We start from the raw sequence: 17,607 nt of genomic DNA on the forward strand, positions 1-17,607 counted from the left end.
ATACGAGGGCTCTATCAGAGCCGCTTGAAAGTTGATTTAGCCTTTAGATCCAAAAAGTTATCTAGCCTAGCAGGAATTGATATTGGGTTACCCCAACTCGAGATCCTATTTTGCCTAGATTACTTTGGTGATCAAGGCGCATCAATCAAGCAGCTCTGCGAGCTGACATACAAGACAAGTAGTGCGATCACTCAGTTAGTAGAGGGTCTAGAGAAAACTGACCACCTGACAAGAACTCCTTCAGACCAAGACAAAAGAGTAGTTATAGTAAAGCTAACCAAAAAAGGCCAAAGTCACTTCTTGAAATTCTTTGAAAGCTTGATTGGTGCACTAGAGAAAGTTGTTGAACCACTGAGTAACCAAGAGCTAATCGACCTAACAAAGATAGATAACAAGATAGCCGAGCATATACTTAAATTAAAACCAGCAAAGGAGAGTGCATGAAACAAACAACCAATCCTCCGCTACAGATAACAAACCTTAGCAAACACTATGGGAAGTATCGTGGAGTTGAAAACATCAATATCAAGCTAAATCACGGTGAAGTATTTGGGTTTTTGGGACCAAATGGTGCTGGCAAGAGCACAACCATCAGAACAATCCTTGACTTCATCAAGCCATCTTCAGGCACTATTGAAATATTTGGTCTGGATAGCCAGAAAGAAAGCGTCAAAATCAAAAATTACCTTGGCTACCTCGCAGGAGAAATAGCACTCTATCCAGAAATGACTGGGATCGATACCCTCAAATATCTAACCTCCCTAGGTAAGCAAACAGACTGGGATTATGTTGACAAGTTAAGTAAACGCTTGGATGCATCGCTGGATAGACCAATTAAGTCTTTGTCCAAGGGTAATGTCCAGAAAATCGGTCTGATTCAGGCATTCATGCACAAGCCAGACCTAATCATTCTCGATGAGCCTACTAGTGGACTCGATCCGTTGATTAAGCAAGTATTCTATGAAATAGTTCTAGAAATGAAAAACCAAGGCAAAACCTTGTTTGTTTCTTCGCATGATCTAACTGAGGTACAGAAGATTTGTGATCGAGCAGCCTTCATCCGTCAGGGTAGACTGATTGCTATCGAGTCAGTCAGCCAAACTAGCTCTATCACCTTACGCCACATCATCATGAGATTTAAAACTCAACCCAAGGTCAAAGACTATAGCAAAATAGCTGGGGTCAGTAATGTGGTAGCCAAGGGTAACCAACTTGAACTAACCATCAAAGGTGATCTAGGTCCGCTGATATCTGCCTTGTCAAAGAACCCACCTATTGATCTGGAAACACAAGAGACAAACTTAGAAGAAATATTCATGCATTATTACCAAGAGGAGCCAAGCAATGATTAATACTATAGCCCTAAGATCCATCAAAAAAAGAAGGCTAAGTACCTCAATCTACTCCTTGGGACTATTTAGTTTTGCGATGATGTTTGCTGCACTCTATGAAGATTTTGCCAAAGACATTGATCAATTTGCAAGCATGGTCCCAGACGCATTCAATGCATTCATCGGTGACATGGCAGCTGCTTCTACTCCAGCTGGTTGGCTGGCTGTAGAGCTCTATGGCTTGTTTGTACCGATTATCTTAGTAATCATTGGCACTGGGTTTGGCGCCTCAGCAATAGGCGAGGAAGAGGATTCTGGCACTCTAGAGCTACTCCTAGCTAGCCCAATCTCCAGGGGTAGAATTATTTTTGAAAAAACTCTCGCTATAGCAGTTCAGCTAGCTGTTGTTGCTACTTCGGTATGGGCTGGAGTTGCAATCGGCACACTATTATTTAATTTTGATATGTCACTTATCAATGTCTTTACTGCCAGTCTATCTGGTTGGCTACTGGGGATGAGTTTTGGAATGTTCACTCTCGCTATCCAGTCAATTAGCAAGAGTCGCTCAGTAGCAATCAGCTTAGGTAGTGGCATAGTAGCAACTACCTATATCGCCAATGTTGTCTCCAAGCTTGTTGATTATCTTGAATTTATTAGATACCTATCACCTTTTTATTATTTCAATGACTCCAATATTCTTCGAAATGGTCTAAGGGAATTGTCAATTGTCCTAATCGTATTGCCAATAGTATTTTATCTGATAGCATATTTCTCATTTCGCAAACGCGATACAGGAGTGTAAATCAGTCTGGTCCCTAGGAAAAACCCAGGGACCAGATTATTTAAGGCTATTAGGCTCTCCTAATAGCCTTTATAGCTACTGCTGTCGCAAATGCGACAGCAGTAGCTATAAACACCCTCTTTGCTGACATCTTTTCACCTCCCTTCCTAGGACTTTTGACAATCAGCCTGTGAGGCATGGTAGACCCACACGCCTCACAATAATATTCGTCTAAATTGGAGGAAGCATAAGTATACTCCCTCCAACCGCAAGCCACGCACTCTACCAGAGTGCCTGGCTGAATGATTGTAGGCATTTTATTTCCCTTTCTTTTAAAGATTTAAAAAAATCTTTATCTATAAAATAACTCTATTACCTATTGATTGCAAGCATAAGCAAAATTATTGGTAGCCTAACAAAATCTTCCACCTCATAAAACCCACTTTTTGTCGCCCTTTGAAACTTGTCCTTCTCCCGTCATCCTCCGAAACCCAGAGAATTTACGGGCACTTACCTATTAGTATTTAAGGGATCCAACATTTCTGTATTTCCTAGGGATTTAATTCAAATACTTTGGAATATTACGCAGAAATGAAGATCACCTTCCTACTCCCTAGCTCGGGTAAACTGCTCCTCCATCGTCGGGTTACCCCTGGTCAGACGCTTGATCGTGGTATCCTGAAGCTTATTATTGGCTAGCCGATAATTGTTCTCGGAGGAGAGCAGAGCTTCTTTGGTCTTTTCGAGCTGTCTAATTGTCTTATCGATACCTTCAATTGCTGTCTGAAATTTCCTCTTTCCTAGATCATAATTCCGGGCAAAAGCCTGCTTGGCAATCTCTAGATTTTCCTCAAAATTTGATATATCAATATTTTGAGCCCTGACTTGGGCCAACTCGGCCTTGTATCCCATAGTCCTCTGTGCCGCATTGCGTAATAGGGTAATAATAGGGATAAAAAACTGAGGACGAATCACATACATCTTGGGAAATAGATGCGAAACATCGATAATCCCCGTATTGTAAAGCTCACTATCTGGCTCCAAAAGCGAGACTAGGACTGCATATTCACAGCCTTTTTTGATTCGATTTTGATCAAGCTTGGTCAAAAAATCATCATTCTTTTTCTTAGTAGCAGTCTGATCAGCCTCGTTTTTCATCTCAAACATAATCGAAATAACTTCATTACCATCTTGATCAAATTCTCGATAAATGTAGTCCCCTTTACTACCCTCTGAGGCATCATTGTCCTTACCAAAGCTTGCATTCTGAAAACCTGTTGCCCGTAGCTTCTCGAATTCCATTTCACAATGTTGCTCCAATGTTTCACCAAGCATCTTGGTTGAAAGCCTGGCCTTCATATCTTTGCGCAATTCAATCTCTTCGTCTTTGAGTCTGATGATATCATCTTTGGTCTTGAGCTCTGCTTGGTATTTTTGACTCAAAGTTGAAGCTAGCAATTGCTTTTCATGGTCTTTTGCTATTAATTCACTTGAGAGCTTATCTCTTTGTTTTTCAAGAATAGCTAAAGCTTCAGTGAGCTCCAATTTTTTCTCCACCTCAATGGTCTGAAGTTTGGCTAAAAGTTTGGTTATCTCGGCATCTTTTTCTGCTCGAACATTACTGATCAATGCTTGATCTTGCATTTTCAATTCTACGAGTTCAGATTCTTTTCTTGCCAAATCAGCTTCCAGCTGTATCCTGACCGCTTGTTCAGCTAGCTTGATTGCATCTTCTTTTTCCCTCTTTGCAGTATCTAGATGTTTGGCTAATTCTTCTTCAAACTGATGGTTTCGAACTTGCCTGACAATATCAGCATACCCAGCCTGATCAATCTTGAAAGCTTTCTTGCAATGTGGGCAGATTATTTCATTTGTCATTTCTTATTCCTCCTTAATCAACCAATATGGTCTCACCTATACTAACCCTATTGTGAAAAATGTTGACTTATTTGACCGAACAAAATTCATACTATTTAATATATCATACTTGCCTCATATTTGCTGGAGATTATCGGTGTTATTATCCTCCAAGACCCGATCCTTTTGTTATCCTTCCGTAGGACAATCGGGGGGATCCACTTCTACTGAGATCTGAGTAATCACTTGATACGGTATGCCGGATCTCGCATAATCTCCTTCGGAGATTTGGAAGATGACGAGAGGAGGGTTTACAAGGCCTCGGGAAATGACAAGGCGATGCCAAGAACCTTACCTAGAAAGCAAATCTATCACCTCAAGATCTTGCTAAGCACCTTGCCCTTAGCTAATTCATCAACCAGTTTATCCATATAACGAATCTCTCGCATCAAAGGCTCCTCAATCTCTTCTACCCGAATACCACAAATCAATCCTGTGATTAATTTTCGTCTAGGATTTAGTGCTGGAGCATCAGCAAAAAATTTTTCAAATGTTATTGCTAGATCAATTTGTTCCTTCAATTCTGCCAAGCTATAACCAGTTAGCCAAACAATCACTTGATCGAGCTCTTGTTTACTCCTTCCCTTTCTCTCGATCTTGGCCAAATATAATGGATAGACACTAGCAAAGGTCATAGTATAGATTCGATTATTTTGCATAAGCTTATCTTACATATTAACTACCAGATAATCAATAAACTATAATCTAGTTACCCTCTAGCATTCCTTATATTTAGAAAAATATAGCCAAAGAGATTGAATAGCTCCCCTTCAAATAGTATGCTAAAAGTATCATTAAGCAATAGGAGGAAAATGAGTGTAAAGCTAACCAGCTATATCAATCTAAATGGTAATGCTACCCAAGCACTGAAGTTCTATCAGGATATCTTTGGTGGAACTATTCAAAGTGATACTTTTCAAGAATTCAACCAACGGTCAAATAATGCGATGCCCGTACCAGACCAGGACAAAGACAAAATTATGCATGCCACTCTGACAGGAGAATATATCGAGCTAATGCTATCTGACGTCCCTAGTACATGGACAGATCAAAGCAATCAGTCCAATATTGTCCTCGCACTCAATGGCGATGATCATCAATTGATCCAAGAGTATTGGGAAAAGCTTGCTCAGGGAGGCACTATTGATCAACCCCTAGAACAAGCCCCTTGGGGTGACTATTTTGGCTCATTGGTAGATCAATTTGGCGTACGCTGGATGGTGGATATCTATAAAGCAAATTAATAGATTATGAACCCTTCCTCAGCTGCTATTTTACCTTTAGTTATCCTTGTATTAGCAATTGACACATATTGCTTGATTGATATATACAAGCATAATTCATCAAGATATTTGCCACGCTGGGCTTGGGCAATAATTGTCCTTGGCTCATTTCCACTGGGCGCGATTTGTTACCTAATCCTAGCAAAAAAACAAAATGATAGTTAGCTCTGTCAATCTGACAAAAATCTATGGTGACCAGAAAGTACTAAATCGAATCAATCTGGCTATCCCTGATAATTCAATCTATGGCCTAGTTGGGCCAAATGGTGCGGGAAAAACCACCCTACTATCCATCATGGCAGGTCTTCGGGATCAGACATCTGGAAAACTAATCCTAGAAATTGACCGCAGAGATATTGCAATCTGCCCCGACATACCAGTTTTTGAGCCCTGGCTAAATAGTCAAGAAACACTTCAGCTAGCAAGCCGACTCAGTCAAGTACCTCTAGACCAAGATAGAGCCTACCAACTACTTGAGATGGTAGGTCTCAACGTAGACGACAAAAAATACGTAGGTAGCTATTCTCGTCGTATGACTCAACGCTTGGCTCTAGCTTCAGTGCTTGCTGGGAACCCAAGACTGATAATCCTTGATGAACCAAGCTCTTCACTTGACCCCCAGGGTAGATCTGATATTCTCAGCATAATCCGCAAAATGTCATCCCAATCTACCGTTGTTTTTTCAAGTCACAATCTAAGTGATGTCCAAGAAATCTGTGACAAGATTGGAGTGCTCAATCAGGGCAAATTGATCTATCAAGGAGACCTTCGGAGCTTACTCAAAAATCAAATCAAGCCAAGCTGGAAATTGACTGTCAAGGATCAACCAAAGAACTTCGAGAGACTTCTCAAGCAATCAGGCTATCTCGATAAAGTAGAAAAAATTACCAAAAATATCTACAAAATTAGTGCCAATTCGATAGATCGGGTAGAAAAACAACTTCCTATGATACTATCTGCCAATCAAGCATCTCTGGTTGCCTTTGAGCCTGTTGACAATCTGGAGCAAGCTTTTTTTGATCTGATATCAGGGGCAAGCCAATGAATCTTTGGAGACTGGAAATACTTAGGCTGTTAAGAACCCGGTTCTGGCTTGCTTTATTCACACCATTCCTAGTTTTTGGCCTGCTTGGACCAGTGATGGCCTATTATTTATCAGATATTCTCAGTTCTGCTAGTACAAACATCACAATCATTGTAGCTGAGGCTCAACCTATGGATGGCTTTAGCAACTATATCAACAATGCTTTTCAGATCGGACTACTTGTAGCGATTATCATCGGCGCATCCGCCCTAGCTATTGATACAAACCCTAGCCTGAGTATATTCTATCGCTCAAGAGCAGGTTTAAATCCAGCTCGCTTAATCCTTCCCCGTTATGGCATAGTTAGTTTGGCTACTATCTTAGCCTTTGATCTCGGTATCTTGGCCTGCTGGTATCAAACAAATATTTTATTGGGCTCAGTCGAGTGGCAAGATATTCTGATAGGTACTCTATTGATCAACCTGTATCTGGGATACTCTCTCTCAGTCTTGAGTCTTTCTACTACCCTTGTCAAGAGTACCAAAGCTAGTGTCGGTATTAGTCTAATTATCCTACTCAGTATGCCAATCCTTGGGATGATTAAGCAGGTCAGTGATTGGCTACCATCGAGCCTGGTAGGAAGTTTAGTATCTATTGCTAGCGATAAATCAACACCCTCTGACTACTATCCAGCGAGTCTTGTTGCGATCGTCCTAATACCCATCCTACTATGGACTTCGGTCACTTTATTCAAGAAAAGGTCTATATAGCCATCATAGGCGTCAAAGTAGATGATCAATTACCTAGGTTTGTAAATATCCCCACTGCCAATTCTGCCCAAATATAAGCAAGTACCAAGGTACCCATGATCAGGGTTAATATCCGGAGAGATTTTCTGTGTAAATTATCAAATATCACAAAAATCATCAACCCAAAACAGGTAAGTAATCCAATTGCTGCAACAAAATCTATAATCGTCCAGCTAAATTGATCAATAATCATAAACTTATATTAACAGCTATAGCCGGCCCTAACCAAAACCTGTTCGCTTGGGAGTGATAGATTATAGATCTAGAATTGTTGTTATTGTGATAAATCATATATGTAGATAGGATGAGAAGTAATATGACAGTTATGTACCGTAAGATACAGTCAAAGGTATGGGTTTTGTTTTCGGGGGCTATATCTAGACTCTAGCTAGCTAGAAGTGTAAGCTGATACTATAAGACTACCCCAAGGAAACACCAATGAATAAGCTCAAATCACTAGAATCAACACTCAAACCTAGCCCCAAAATGCCTGTTTTATTTGTCGGTCATGGCAACCCAATGAATGCAATACTTGATAATGATATCACCCATCAATGGTCAAGGGTCGGCAAAAACTTACCAGAAGCCCAAGCTTTTGTCGTGATTAGTGCTCACTGGTATACCAAAGGTACCCATATAACTGATGCTCCCAAGCAACCAATCATCTACGATTTCTATGGTTTCCCAGATGAATTGTATAAGGTTCAATATGATGCCAATGGCGACCCTGATATTGCTAATCAACTGAGAAATGCTTTTTTACACTATGAGGCCCAACTTGACAGTTCCTGGGGGCTAGATCATGGTACATGGTCGGTGATGAAACATCTTGCTCCTAAGCCTACAGTCCCTATTCTCCAGATTAGCCTAGATATCAATCAGACTAGAGAGCAAGTAGTAGAATCATTTGAGGACTTACGCCACCTGCGTGAAAGAGGAGTGATCTTTATCGGTAGTGGTAATATCATTCACAATTTGCGACTACTCAATTGGGGAGGCGAGGCCTTTGATTGGGCAGAGGAATTTGACCAAAAAATAACCAATCGTATTAGTGGGCATGACCTCAAGGGCTTAATCAATCCCTACAAAATTACTCCGACAGCCAATCAGGCAGTGGAGTCGGATGATCATTATCGTCCAATGTTGGCTGTGATGTCCTTACTAGATCAGCACGAGGAACTAAGCTATTTCAATCAAGTGATAGATATGGGCAGTGTTGGTATGCGCTCATTTATCACTATTTGATTAGAATAAGCAAAAATATCCTGACTTGAGATCAACTATTGTAAAGTCCAAGTCTTCTGCTATAATAGTATAAGCTATAAACAATTAAGCGAATAAAAATAAACAAAAGGAGAAAAATGGATATCAATCTAGATGAAATTAGGAATATTTCTGATCTAGCGCTAATACCTGTCCTATCTATGATAGTTTATGGTTTCAGCATGCTCAGAGGCAAGAGTAAGCCAGAGCGGATGACGAGATTTTTGTTTTGGCTATCAACATTACCTGGTTTGTACAATTTAATATCAACAGACTATGATAATGATTGGAGATACTCAGCCTTGCTAATAATCTTCTCTGCAATGAATCTGATAATCTTTTTAATGAGTACCAAGTATGGAGTGGGTGGCAAAAGCCTTATCGATAAAGCTTGTTTTTTGGTAGCAATATCTTTGGGTGGACTATCTCTAGCCCTTCAGGACACTAGCTCAATAATCCTAGCAAATACATTAGCAGCTAGTTCGCTCTTGGTAGCATTTATCCCAACTTTTATCAAAACATGGAAGAGGCCATCCACGGAAGGTTCTTGGTTCTATATCATCCAAACACTCGGCTGGATGCTTAATATTTCACTGACTTCATATATGGTACTCGAGAATCTGATATTCCCTAGCGTGATGATGTTGATAAATCTAACTATGCTGATTATTATCAATAAGACAAAGGTTTTCGGGATACTAAGCTCTACAAGCTCAAGGTCTACTATTACAAAAAGTACAAAATTGTCCAGTAAACTGACTTAGCCTGAAGGTCACCACCCTGAATTGGCTTATGGTAAATTCACATCCATACTAGGTCTCCCGTATTGTCCTGTGGGCAATCAGAGGATGATCTTGCCTAATCACCTTCCAAATTTTCTCAAGCCTAGCCTAATCATGCTCCAAATATTACCACTCCCCTCTCGTCATCTTCGAAAATCCTCCTCAACCCCGTCATACTCCAAGTCTACCCCACGCTACTGTCAACAAACACAAGCTCCCAACCCGTCATCTTCCAAGTCTCTGTAGCCCCACCCGTAATATCCAGATCCAGTAATATTATAGACTTGCGTTAATACCCCCTGGGGGTATACAATCTAATTATGATTACATCTATCAAAAAACGCGCTATCCATAGATCAAGAATAATAGAAGGACAATTCAAGGGTCTAGTAAGGGCAATTGAAAAAGAAGAATACTGTATAGATATCCTGACACAAAGCCTAGCAATCCAGCAATCATTACGCTCTCTCAACAAATTAATACTAGAAAATCACATGGAAACACACCTGAAAGAAAACATGCAACAAGATGACATATTGACTCAACAAAAAGCAATCCAAGACATGTTACGCATTTATGACCTAACAAATATCAGAGGTTAACCGATGGATCACCACAGCCACCATAGCCATCAAGACCATCAAGGTACCCCCCATGCAAATCATCAAGATCATGATAAACACGCCGGTCACAACCCCGAGATGTTCAAGAGAAAATTTTGGCTATCATTAGTATTCACCCTACCTGTTCTCTATTTCTCGCAAACTATACAAGATTTATTGAGCTACAAAGCACCTAGTTTTATAGGAAGCGAATATATCCCAGCTATTTTTGGCATAATTATATTCCTCTATGGTGGACTGGTTTTTCTCAAGAGTGCAAAGATAGAAATTGCCAATCGTCAACCTGGCATGATGACACTTATCTCACTAGCAATCAGTGTTGCCTTTGTCTATAGCTCACTAATCACCCTCAAGATTGTTGAAGGAATGGACTTCTGGTGGGAATTAGCTTCTTTGGTAACCATCATGTTACTCGGTCACTGGCTAGAAATGGCCTCAGTATCAAATGCACAAGGTGCTCTAAAGGAACTTGCAAAGTTGCTCCCCGACAAAGCCGATTTGTTAACAAAATCTGGCACAAAAAAAGTAGCTATTACAGAACTCAAGGTTGGTGATCGAGTTCTAATCCGCCCAGGCTCAAAAATACCGGTTGATGGTCTGGTGACCCAAGGTCAGTCCAAAGTTGACCAATCAATGCTCACAGGAGAATCCAAGCTTGTAGACAAAGCAATAGGTGATCAATTAGTAGCTGGTACAGTCAATGGTAGTGGCTCACTGAGGATGGAAGTAACCGGGATCGGCGACAATACAGCACTAGCCGGAATCATCAAACTAGTATCAGAAGCCCAGAACAGTAAATCCAAAACTCAAATTCTTGCTGACAGGGTCGCTGGATACCTTTTCTATATTGCTCTCATTGCAGCACTTATTACAGCTATTGGCTGGGCAATTGCTGGTCAGTCAAGTGGCTATATTTTGGAAAGAGTTGTAGCAGTACTGATCATCGCCTGTCCACATGCATTGGGCTTAGCAATCCCTTTGGTCACAGCAATCTCAACTAGCAAGGCTGCTAATGCGGGCGTAATTGTTCGAAAACGCAGTGCCCTTGAATTGATACGCGTAGTTGATGTAATCCTGTTTGACAAAACAGGAACCCTGACTACTGGCAAGCAAGGAGTTGTAGAAATCATCGCTAATGACCAAGCAAAGCTTCTTGCTATTGCCGCTGGAGTCGAACAAGATTCTGAACATCCCATAGCAAAGGCTATTCTAGCAAAAGCCAAAGATATGAATATCAAGACAAAACCCGTTACCAACTTCAGCGCACTTGAGGGCAGAGGCGCAAAAGCACAGATTAACAATACAACATACTACTTAGGAGGCCCAAGACTATTGGAAGAACGGAAATTGATATTAGATATGACCCTACAATCAGCAGCTAGGCAAGCACATCAAAATGGCCAAACAATAGTATACTTGACGAATAACAAAACAATTCTTGGTGCCTTTATGATAGCTGATACTATTCGCAGCGAGTCAATACAGGCAATCAACTTATTGCAAAATGCTGGCAAGAAAGTTGCAATCGTCACTGGTGATTCAAAGGGTGTAGCAAAATGGGTTGCGAACAAACTTAATATTGATCAATACTACGCTGAGGTATTACCAAAGAACAAATCTGATGTAGTCAAAAATATACAAGAAAGTGGCTCAAGGGTAGCTTTTGTTGGTGATGGCGTCAATGATGCTCCAGCACTTACTCAGGCAGATGTCGGTATTGCTATTGGTGCGGGTACGGACGTTGCAATTGAATCAGCAGGTATAGTCCTTGCTAGTAGCAATCCTCAAGGAGTTAGCCAGATAATCAATTTGTCAAAAGCTACTTATCGAAAAATGCAACAGAACCTCATCTGGGCTACTGGTTATAACATTATTGCCATACCACTTGCTGGAGGGGCATTAGCAAATCTAGGAATTATGCTCTCCCCTGCTGTAGGTGCAATCCTGATGTCATTATCGACCATCATAGTAGCCATCAATGCCCAGAGTCTAAAAAAACTCAAGATATGAATAAGCCTACCTATCGACAAAGACTGACTAAATCCGGAATTGCAATTATTGCCTTGCTAGTAATCATGATTGGATGGCGTGAGTATAGTAAATCAATGACGACAAATGACCACGCCAAACAAAGATCCGATAATTATTCCAATCAGCTACAGGTACCCCCTCTGCTTGACTACACCAAAGTAGATGGCATCAAACTATTTAATCTAAATGCTCAGAAAAGTACCTATCAATTCTCAGCTGATGCTATCTCAGAGACCTATGGATACAATGGTCCAATTCTTGGCCCAACCATCAGGGCAACCAGAGGAGATAAGCTAGATATCGCAGTGACCAACAACCTTGATGAGCAGACTACTTCACATTGGCATGGTGCAGTTGTCCCAGGAGATGCCGATGGTGGTATTCACAATATCATCAACCCAAATGAGACTTGGCATGCCAAGTTTACTGTCAGTCAGCCAGCAGCTACTCTTTGGTATCACCCCCACCAACACCAAGAAACAGCCAAGCAAGTCTACAACGGCCTAGGTGGTTTTTTGATCATAGATGATCAAGACTCTAGCTCGCTTGGACTACCAACAAACTATGGAGTTGATGATATCCCCTTGGTAATTCAATCAAAAAAACTCGATCAGTCAGGTAAACTTGAGCCCTATCAAGTATCACACATGGAGCAAGCTCAAGGACTTGAAGGCAATACTATCATGCTAAATGCTCAAGTCAAGCCGTATCTCAATATTAGTACCAACTTAATCCGCCTAAGATTACTCAACGGCTCGAACAGTGATACTTACAATGTATCACTTAGTAGTGGTCAAGAATTTTATGTAATCGGAACCGATGGTGGACTACTCGAGCAACCAGTTAGCGTCACTACACTAGAACTCACCACTGCAAAAAGATATGAGATACTAATCGACAGCTCCGCTATCACTGGTGATAACCCAGCACTAATGATTAACAACTCAGCTGAACTATTATTCACCAAAAAAGAACAACTTACTGATAAGTATACCCTGCCTAACTCCCTTATAAAATTTGATGAACTCCCAAATGCAGAAATTGATCGAGACTTTGATCTAGGGATGTTGATGGGCAATCAAGATTCAATGATGAGTGGTAGAATGAACTTTGGGATCAATGATCAATCATTTGATAGTAATAGAATAAATTTCACAGTCAATGCTGACTCCCTGGAGTATTGGCGCATATACAATGATCCTTCTGGCATGAGCACAAATCATCCCTTTCATATTCATGCTACGCAATTCCAAATCATCTCAATAAATCAGGAAAAACCACCAGATTTACTACGAGGATGGCATAATACAATAGATCTAAAACCTGGTGATGAAGTAGTATTGGCTGTTCCGTTTGCTGAGAACCTTTCGGGTACATATATGTATCACTGTCACATCCTAGAACACGAAGATGCCGGCATGATGGGACAGTTTCAGATACAATGAACCATCATTCATTGATAGGCCACCACCTCTTCACTGACATTGAGAGGGCAAAACCTGAGCCATTTTGAGCTGTCTTAAGGCAACAATTCAATGCTTCACCAGGTATTCACTCACTATCTCCAGAATCTTCCCCCCGTATTCATCCAGCTTTTGTTGACCAATGCCCTTAATCCCTGATAATGACTTAGGGTCGGTCGGATTAGTAGCAGCAATTAGCTTCAGGGTATTGTCACTCAATACAATATAGGCTGGGACTTCCTTAATTCTAGCCTGCTTTGTCCTCCAATTTTTCAGTGACTCAAAAAGCTCTGGATCATAATTATCAAGTAGCTTGTCCTCATCTGATTTCAATGCCACTTGAACTCTCTGATGAAGTTTACTGAGCTTGGATTGAGAGATCTTGACCAATTCAGCCTGCGTAGCCCTCGATCTTTCAATCAGCTTTTGATCCAACTTCGCTACAACTGGGCTGACCTCCAATGCCCGATCATTGATTCCTCTGATATATACACCTTCTAGCGAGCGAACCCTAGACAGGGCTACATACCCCATACCTGGCTCAAATGATCTACCCAGATCTATCTCAGCTGCATCTAGACTCATACCTTGACTCTTATGGATAGTAATAGCCCAAGCTAACCTAAGTGGTAGCTGATTGATCTCAGCTACAGTCCTATCACCATCTTGCATCTTCCAACTAAATGGAGTCACGGTTATTTCCCTATTATTAGTCCTCACAATCGGATAATCCGCCGGATCAAATCCTATGACTCTACCTAAAGTACCATTATAATAACCTTCCGCTGGATTGTTGGCGACAAACATCACCCTTGCCCCAATCTTTAGGTTTAATGTCTCAGGAGCAAGACAGCTAGCAACCATTGACTCAATCACCCGCTTGTTACCATGGCTTTCTAGCTGGTAACTGACTTCTTCACCTCCAATCTGCCTTAGTTGATCTTGATTGATCTGATCGACTTGAGCATTGTGTGTGTAGAGTCGAGTGACCAGCTGATTTTCGGGTAACTGATCTTCGATATACCGAGCATCCAGGCTACTAATATGATCTATCGTAACTGATTGATCTCGAATTGCATTGAGAATAACTAAGAGCCGATCATCTTCCTGACGATGTTGTTCAGCTAGGTAACAAATCTTTAGATTCATCCTCTCCCAAGCTTCTGATTCAAATACAAAACTGACTTGACCCCTCCGATCGACTGGAGGCAACTGGAATAAATCCCCAGACAGAACTACCTGCAACCCGCCAAAAGGTTTATCATCCTCTCGTAACTCCGAACAAACCCGATCAATTAAATCTAGTCTCTTACCGTCTAACATTGAGATCTCATCGATGATTAAGACTTTGGTTGACTTGAGACTTTTGACAAGCTTTGCTTTACTTTTCAATCTAATGATCTCTTGATCGGTCAACTGATCTGCTATGCCAATCCCCGACCAAGAATGGATGGTCATTCCTCCGAGGTGGGTAGCAGCTATCCCAGTACTCGCTGTCACAGCTACTTTGATCTTATTTTTACGCAATATGCCGATAAACTTGTTGAGTACAAATGTCTTGCCACTCCCTGCCGCCCCAGTCAGATAGACATTGTGTCCTAGTAGCATTACATCTAGTGCCTGACTTTGTTTCATACCTGTAGTATAACCCAACTTATCATATTAGCCCAAGCTGAATGATGCCTCCTCAGCTGACGGCCTTGCAGGATTTTGGAATATGACTGGGTGGGGTCATCCTCCGAAACCCGAAGGGTTTACGGGCGATCCACCTCTCCTGTGAGCTAGGATAATGCGGGCTAATACGAAATGCTGGATTTCCCAGATATCAAGTATCGATTCGATTACTGACTAATTAGACTCAACCTAGTCTTTTATTTCCTGTTTATTATTTTATATTTTAAGTGCTCTAGTCATTTGTTTACGTCCTCTCGCTGATACACCACCCCAAACACCATCCACTACCCCATGTCTTAGCGCATAGTTCAAACATGGAATACTAGCTGGGCAACCTTGGCAAACTCTTAGAGCCGGCGATATAGACCCCGTTGGTCCTGGAAAAAATAAGTCGGTAGGCTTATCTGAACAGGCTGCAAATTCACGCCAAGCTTGGCTATCATCACTAGGCATTGGATGATCAGAATAATCAACAGGACTATCTTTTCTTCCATCTGACTTATCGTAGCGAGTAAAAGTGGTATCAACCGCACCATCATATTCTTCTCCCCAATTTTGTTCCATTATCACTTGATAATACCTCAACTACTATGATCATTGCAAGCATGAGCATTATTCTAATCTCAAACATTAATCCTAATTGCTTCCTATTGATTAATTAAGCTAAAATAAAAGACAAAGGTATAGGCTATAGCTCTTTGCTTTGGGATATCTCTGGATACTTCTGAATGATTTCTTCAGCAAGTTTCCCTATGGTCTCATTGATCACCTCACGCACATCGACCTCATCTGCTACTTCAGCCATGGCGACTGCAAGATCTTGATAGAAATCTTCATCCCCGGTAAGTCTATACCAAAATTCCTTGCCAGAGTAAACCATGTAGCTTTCGGAAACTTTTTTGATATTTGCGTTCATTTCTTCTGGTTCCCCGTATATTACACCCAATACCAAATCGTCCAGTTGGATGGGGAGACTATTTTGCCTTGCAAGGTTTTTAACGGCGTTAAAGTGATCTGATATTGTCTTGACATCATCTCTGTTTAGAGCATTTGGCCCAGCTTTTAACTGGCAATATTTTCTTCTTCCGTCCACAGTATCAATGAATTCAATATCTATTCCAGACACTGCTGATCCGAAGTTTTCATCAGAAAAAAGTGTTGCTATAAACTGCTGAACACTTGAACCGAACGTTGTCGTAATAGAAGTTCCTAGAATTCGCGGCAAAATCAATACCTCTGCAAGTGACCTGTAATTAGTATCCCCCTTGTAGTAGTTCGCAAGATAAGGCCACAGGAATGGATTTATCTTAAACTCTTTTAGTGAAGCTAGCTTTTTAGTGTTCTCAAGATGATTGGAAATTAGGCTGGAGCGCATCCAGTCTTTTGCTCTTATTATAATCTTCTGCTTGTCTTGCAAGTTCATTTGAATTCATTATATCAAAGATACCTGTTTCAACAATCTGATGACCAAGAGCTTTGACAACCGGAGGAGATACAGCATTGCCAAACTGTTTCTGAGCACTATAATCACTGTCGTGACAAATAAAACTGTCTGGAAAGCCCTGGATCCTTGCCGCTTCCCTTGAAGTTACTTTTCGGTATTTACCTTCCTTGAATATCTTGTCAATGAATAACTTCTTGTATTCTGTTGGATCACTACACTCAAGGTAGTCGGTGGCGATAAAATCTCGTGTACCAGTAGCTGTTAGTGTTGAAAAAATCAGTGAATTTGGCAAGAAGACACGATATACTCCATCAATTCCTGATGAGTTCTTTGAATTGACTAGAGTATATTTGCCATCATCCGTTATCTTCAGAATGTTCTTTTTGACAAGAGAGCTTAAAACTTCTACTCCTGCATTTGGGACCAACTCCTTAATATCTTCCAGTGACATGGGATTTCCATCTGCCGAGCCATAGCGCTTCTTGCGACGATTCTTCATGATAGCGATGCAGACATCTTTTTCTAGACTAGTTGTTTGATAAATCTCCCATGAATGAACAGTTGTGTGTCCACCCCTGGTATCACAAAATATAAAGAAATCATTCAATTCATCAATTTTTTGAAATGCATTCCGTGATCTAGGTATATTTGCCCCATGGATCAAATGAGGATCAAATGAAGTCTTCTTTATCTCAAGATGAGACAATCCCTCAATGAGACTACCAACAGGTCTATTTTTTTTGATAGGCTTTGGATAACTAAATTTTGCCGCAAACTCCTGCATATCTGATCTGAAGCCCACCAGAAAAACTCTGCTCCTATTTTGTGGTGCGCCGAAGTCATATGAGTTTAGGAGTTGATATCTAACCAAGTAACCAATCTCCTGGAAGCAATTGATGATGAGCTCTATATTCGCCCTATTTCTGGGATCGACAAGCCCCTTAACGTTCTCAAAAATAAATGCTTTTGGTCGTGCTATCCCTACCATACGAATAGCATCGTACCAAAGCTTACCACGAGGATCATCAAACCCTCTTTTTTTGCCCGCTACAGACCAAGACTGGCAGGGCACACCACCAACAATTAGATCGACCTCTGGTAATTCTTTGATTTCTGTAACATCCCTAAGTTGTAATCTTCGGGATTGTTAAAGTTTTCTAAGTATGTTTCAATCGCTTTCTT

The 17,607-nt window shown here is 40.9% G+C and carries 18 protein-coding genes and 1 pseudogene; 12 read left to right on the forward strand and 7 right to left on the reverse strand.

The annotated features are described in order from the left end of the window. Positions 1 to 24: 24 nt before the first annotated feature. From KA531_00690 to KA531_00700, 3 genes are read left to right on the forward strand one after another with little or no spacing between them, the layout of a single operon-like run. Positions 25 to 444, forward strand: coding sequence for a winged helix-turn-helix transcriptional regulator (locus tag KA531_00690; protein ID MBP6005409.1), 420 nt, complete (start codon positions 25 to 27; stop codon positions 442 to 444). Continuing rightward, positions 441 to 1,352: an ABC transporter ATP-binding protein gene (locus tag KA531_00695; GenBank protein MBP6005410.1), complete on the forward strand. Its 912-nt coding sequence runs from the start codon at positions 441 to 443 to the stop codon at positions 1,350 to 1,352. The genes KA531_00690 and KA531_00695 overlap by 4 nt, the downstream gene beginning before the upstream one ends. Continuing rightward, a complete protein-coding gene (locus KA531_00700) occupies positions 1,345 to 2,133 on the forward strand; it encodes an ABC transporter permease subunit (protein ID MBP6005411.1) in 789 nt (262 codons plus the stop codon). Before KA531_00695 ends, KA531_00700 begins: the two co-directional genes overlap by 8 nt. A 585-nt stretch (positions 2,134 to 2,718) precedes the next feature. Here KA531_00700 and KA531_00705 read toward each other — a convergent pair. Continuing rightward, entirely contained in the window at positions 2,719 to 3,990 is a 1,272-nt protein-coding gene (locus tag KA531_00705; GenBank protein ID MBP6005412.1) for a DUF2130 domain-containing protein, read from the reverse strand. 350 nt (positions 3,991 to 4,340) lie between these two features. After that, entirely contained in the window at positions 4,341 to 4,688 is a 348-nt protein-coding gene (locus KA531_00710) for a DUF2200 domain-containing protein (protein ID MBP6005413.1), read from the reverse strand. Positions 4,689 to 4,841: 153 nt separating this feature from the next. Between KA531_00710 and KA531_00715 the strand changes: the two genes are divergently transcribed. From KA531_00715 to KA531_00730, 4 genes are read left to right on the forward strand one after another with little or no spacing between them, the layout of a single operon-like run. After that, a complete protein-coding gene (locus KA531_00715) occupies positions 4,842 to 5,273 on the forward strand; it encodes a VOC family protein (protein ID MBP6005414.1) in 432 nt (143 codons plus the stop codon). A 6-nt stretch (positions 5,274 to 5,279) separates the two neighbouring features. Then, positions 5,280 to 5,477 (forward strand): PLDc N-terminal domain-containing protein, encoded by a 198-nt coding sequence (locus KA531_00720; GenBank protein MBP6005415.1) that lies wholly within the window; start codon positions 5,280 to 5,282, stop codon positions 5,475 to 5,477. Next, positions 5,467 to 6,357 (forward strand): ABC transporter ATP-binding protein, encoded by an 891-nt coding sequence (locus tag KA531_00725; GenBank protein ID MBP6005416.1) that lies wholly within the window; start codon positions 5,467 to 5,469, stop codon positions 6,355 to 6,357. Before KA531_00720 ends, KA531_00725 begins: the two co-directional genes overlap by 11 nt. Further along, on the forward strand, positions 6,354 to 7,106 hold the full coding sequence (locus tag KA531_00730) for a hypothetical protein (protein ID MBP6005417.1): 753 nt from the start codon (positions 6,354 to 6,356) through the stop codon (positions 7,104 to 7,106). Before KA531_00725 ends, KA531_00730 begins: the two co-directional genes overlap by 4 nt. A 25-nt stretch (positions 7,107 to 7,131) precedes the next feature. Here KA531_00730 and KA531_00735 read toward each other — a convergent pair whose 3' ends face one another. Continuing rightward, positions 7,132 to 7,338, reverse strand: coding sequence for a hypothetical protein (locus KA531_00735; GenBank protein MBP6005418.1), 207 nt, complete (start codon positions 7,336 to 7,338; stop codon positions 7,132 to 7,134). Between the two features lie 245 nt (positions 7,339 to 7,583). Here KA531_00735 and KA531_00740 point away from each other — a divergent pair, with 245 nt between their 5' ends. The 5 genes from KA531_00740 (at position 7,584) to KA531_00760 (ending at position 13,289) form a co-directional block, all read left to right on the forward strand. Next, entirely contained in the window at positions 7,584 to 8,390 is an 807-nt protein-coding gene (locus tag KA531_00740; GenBank protein MBP6005419.1) for a dioxygenase, read from the forward strand. A 116-nt stretch (positions 8,391 to 8,506) separates the two neighbouring features. Next, complete coding sequence (locus KA531_00745; protein MBP6005420.1) at positions 8,507 to 9,172, forward strand: hypothetical protein; 666 nt, start codon at positions 8,507 to 8,509, stop codon at positions 9,170 to 9,172. 338 nt (positions 9,173 to 9,510) lie between these two features. Then, complete coding sequence (locus tag KA531_00750; protein MBP6005421.1) at positions 9,511 to 9,792, forward strand: metal-sensitive transcriptional regulator; 282 nt, start codon at positions 9,511 to 9,513, stop codon at positions 9,790 to 9,792. A 3-nt stretch (positions 9,793 to 9,795) separates the two neighbouring features. Next, positions 9,796 to 11,823: a copper-translocating P-type ATPase gene (locus KA531_00755; GenBank protein MBP6005422.1), complete on the forward strand. Its 2,028-nt coding sequence runs from the start codon at positions 9,796 to 9,798 to the stop codon at positions 11,821 to 11,823. Then, positions 11,820 to 13,289: a multicopper oxidase domain-containing protein gene (locus tag KA531_00760; GenBank protein MBP6005423.1), complete on the forward strand. Its 1,470-nt coding sequence runs from the start codon at positions 11,820 to 11,822 to the stop codon at positions 13,287 to 13,289. The genes KA531_00755 and KA531_00760 overlap by 4 nt, the downstream gene beginning before the upstream one ends. An 87-nt stretch (positions 13,290 to 13,376) precedes the next feature. Here KA531_00760 and KA531_00765 read toward each other — a convergent pair whose 3' ends face one another. From KA531_00765 to dcm, 4 genes and pseudogenes are all read right to left on the reverse strand, one after another. Then, positions 13,377 to 14,942, reverse strand: a complete 1,566-nt coding sequence (locus KA531_00765) for an AAA family ATPase (protein ID MBP6005424.1) — start codon at positions 14,940 to 14,942, stop codon at positions 13,377 to 13,379. Positions 14,943 to 15,197: 255 nt separating this feature from the next. Continuing rightward, positions 15,198 to 15,545, reverse strand: coding sequence for a WhiB family transcriptional regulator (locus KA531_00770; protein MBP6005425.1), 348 nt, complete (start codon positions 15,543 to 15,545; stop codon positions 15,198 to 15,200). A gap of 124 nt (positions 15,546 to 15,669) precedes the next feature. Then, positions 15,670 to 16,404 (reverse strand): restriction endonuclease, encoded by a 735-nt coding sequence (locus KA531_00775; GenBank protein ID MBP6005426.1) that lies wholly within the window; start codon positions 16,402 to 16,404, stop codon positions 15,670 to 15,672. Next, positions 16,325 to 17,557 (reverse strand): annotated as a pseudogene (gene dcm, locus KA531_00780) (DNA (cytosine-5-)-methyltransferase). The gene KA531_00775 and the pseudogene dcm overlap by 80 nt, the downstream one beginning before the upstream one ends. Between the last annotated feature and the right edge of the window lie 50 nt (positions 17,558 to 17,607).

This window comes from Candidatus Saccharibacteria bacterium (genome assembly GCA_017983775.1).
Lineage (GTDB): Bacteria > Patescibacteriota > Saccharimonadia > JAGOAT01 > JAGOAT01 > JAGOAT01.

What these genes read in the sequence shown, in the direction of transcription:
- KA531_00745 (MBP6005420.1), top strand. Translation starts at nt 8,507, where the DNA reads ATGGATATCAATCTAGATGAAATTAGGAATATTTCTGATCTAGCGCTA.
- KA531_00725 (MBP6005416.1), top strand. Translation starts at nt 5,467, where the DNA reads ATGATAGTTAGCTCTGTCAATCTGACAAAAATCTATGGTGACCAGAAA.
- KA531_00775 (MBP6005426.1), bottom strand. Translation starts at nt 16,404, where the DNA reads ATGAACTTGCAAGACAAGCAGAAGATTATAATAAGAGCAAAAGACTGG.
- KA531_00730 (MBP6005417.1), top strand. Translation starts at nt 6,354, where the DNA reads ATGAATCTTTGGAGACTGGAAATACTTAGGCTGTTAAGAACCCGGTTC.
- KA531_00740 (MBP6005419.1), top strand. Translation starts at nt 7,584, where the DNA reads ATGAATAAGCTCAAATCACTAGAATCAACACTCAAACCTAGCCCCAAA.
- KA531_00715 (MBP6005414.1), top strand. Translation starts at nt 4,842, where the DNA reads ATGAGTGTAAAGCTAACCAGCTATATCAATCTAAATGGTAATGCTACC.
- KA531_00735 (MBP6005418.1), bottom strand. Translation starts at nt 7,338, where the DNA reads ATGATTATTGATCAATTTAGCTGGACGATTATAGATTTTGTTGCAGCA.
- KA531_00705 (MBP6005412.1), bottom strand. Translation starts at nt 3,990, where the DNA reads ATGACAAATGAAATAATCTGCCCACATTGCAAGAAAGCTTTCAAGATT.
- KA531_00755 (MBP6005422.1), top strand. Translation starts at nt 9,796, where the DNA reads ATGGATCACCACAGCCACCATAGCCATCAAGACCATCAAGGTACCCCC.
- KA531_00720 (MBP6005415.1), top strand. Translation starts at nt 5,280, where the DNA reads ATGAACCCTTCCTCAGCTGCTATTTTACCTTTAGTTATCCTTGTATTA.
- KA531_00700 (MBP6005411.1), top strand. Translation starts at nt 1,345, where the DNA reads ATGATTAATACTATAGCCCTAAGATCCATCAAAAAAAGAAGGCTAAGT.
- KA531_00695 (MBP6005410.1), top strand. Translation starts at nt 441, where the DNA reads ATGAAACAAACAACCAATCCTCCGCTACAGATAACAAACCTTAGCAAA.
- KA531_00760 (MBP6005423.1), top strand. Translation starts at nt 11,820, where the DNA reads ATGAATAAGCCTACCTATCGACAAAGACTGACTAAATCCGGAATTGCA.
- KA531_00770 (MBP6005425.1), bottom strand. Translation starts at nt 15,545, where the DNA reads ATGGAACAAAATTGGGGAGAAGAATATGATGGTGCGGTTGATACCACT.
- KA531_00765 (MBP6005424.1), bottom strand. Translation starts at nt 14,942, where the DNA reads ATGAAACAAAGTCAGGCACTAGATGTAATGCTACTAGGACACAATGTC.
- KA531_00750 (MBP6005421.1), top strand. Translation starts at nt 9,511, where the DNA reads ATGATTACATCTATCAAAAAACGCGCTATCCATAGATCAAGAATAATA.
- KA531_00710 (MBP6005413.1), bottom strand. Translation starts at nt 4,688, where the DNA reads ATGCAAAATAATCGAATCTATACTATGACCTTTGCTAGTGTCTATCCA.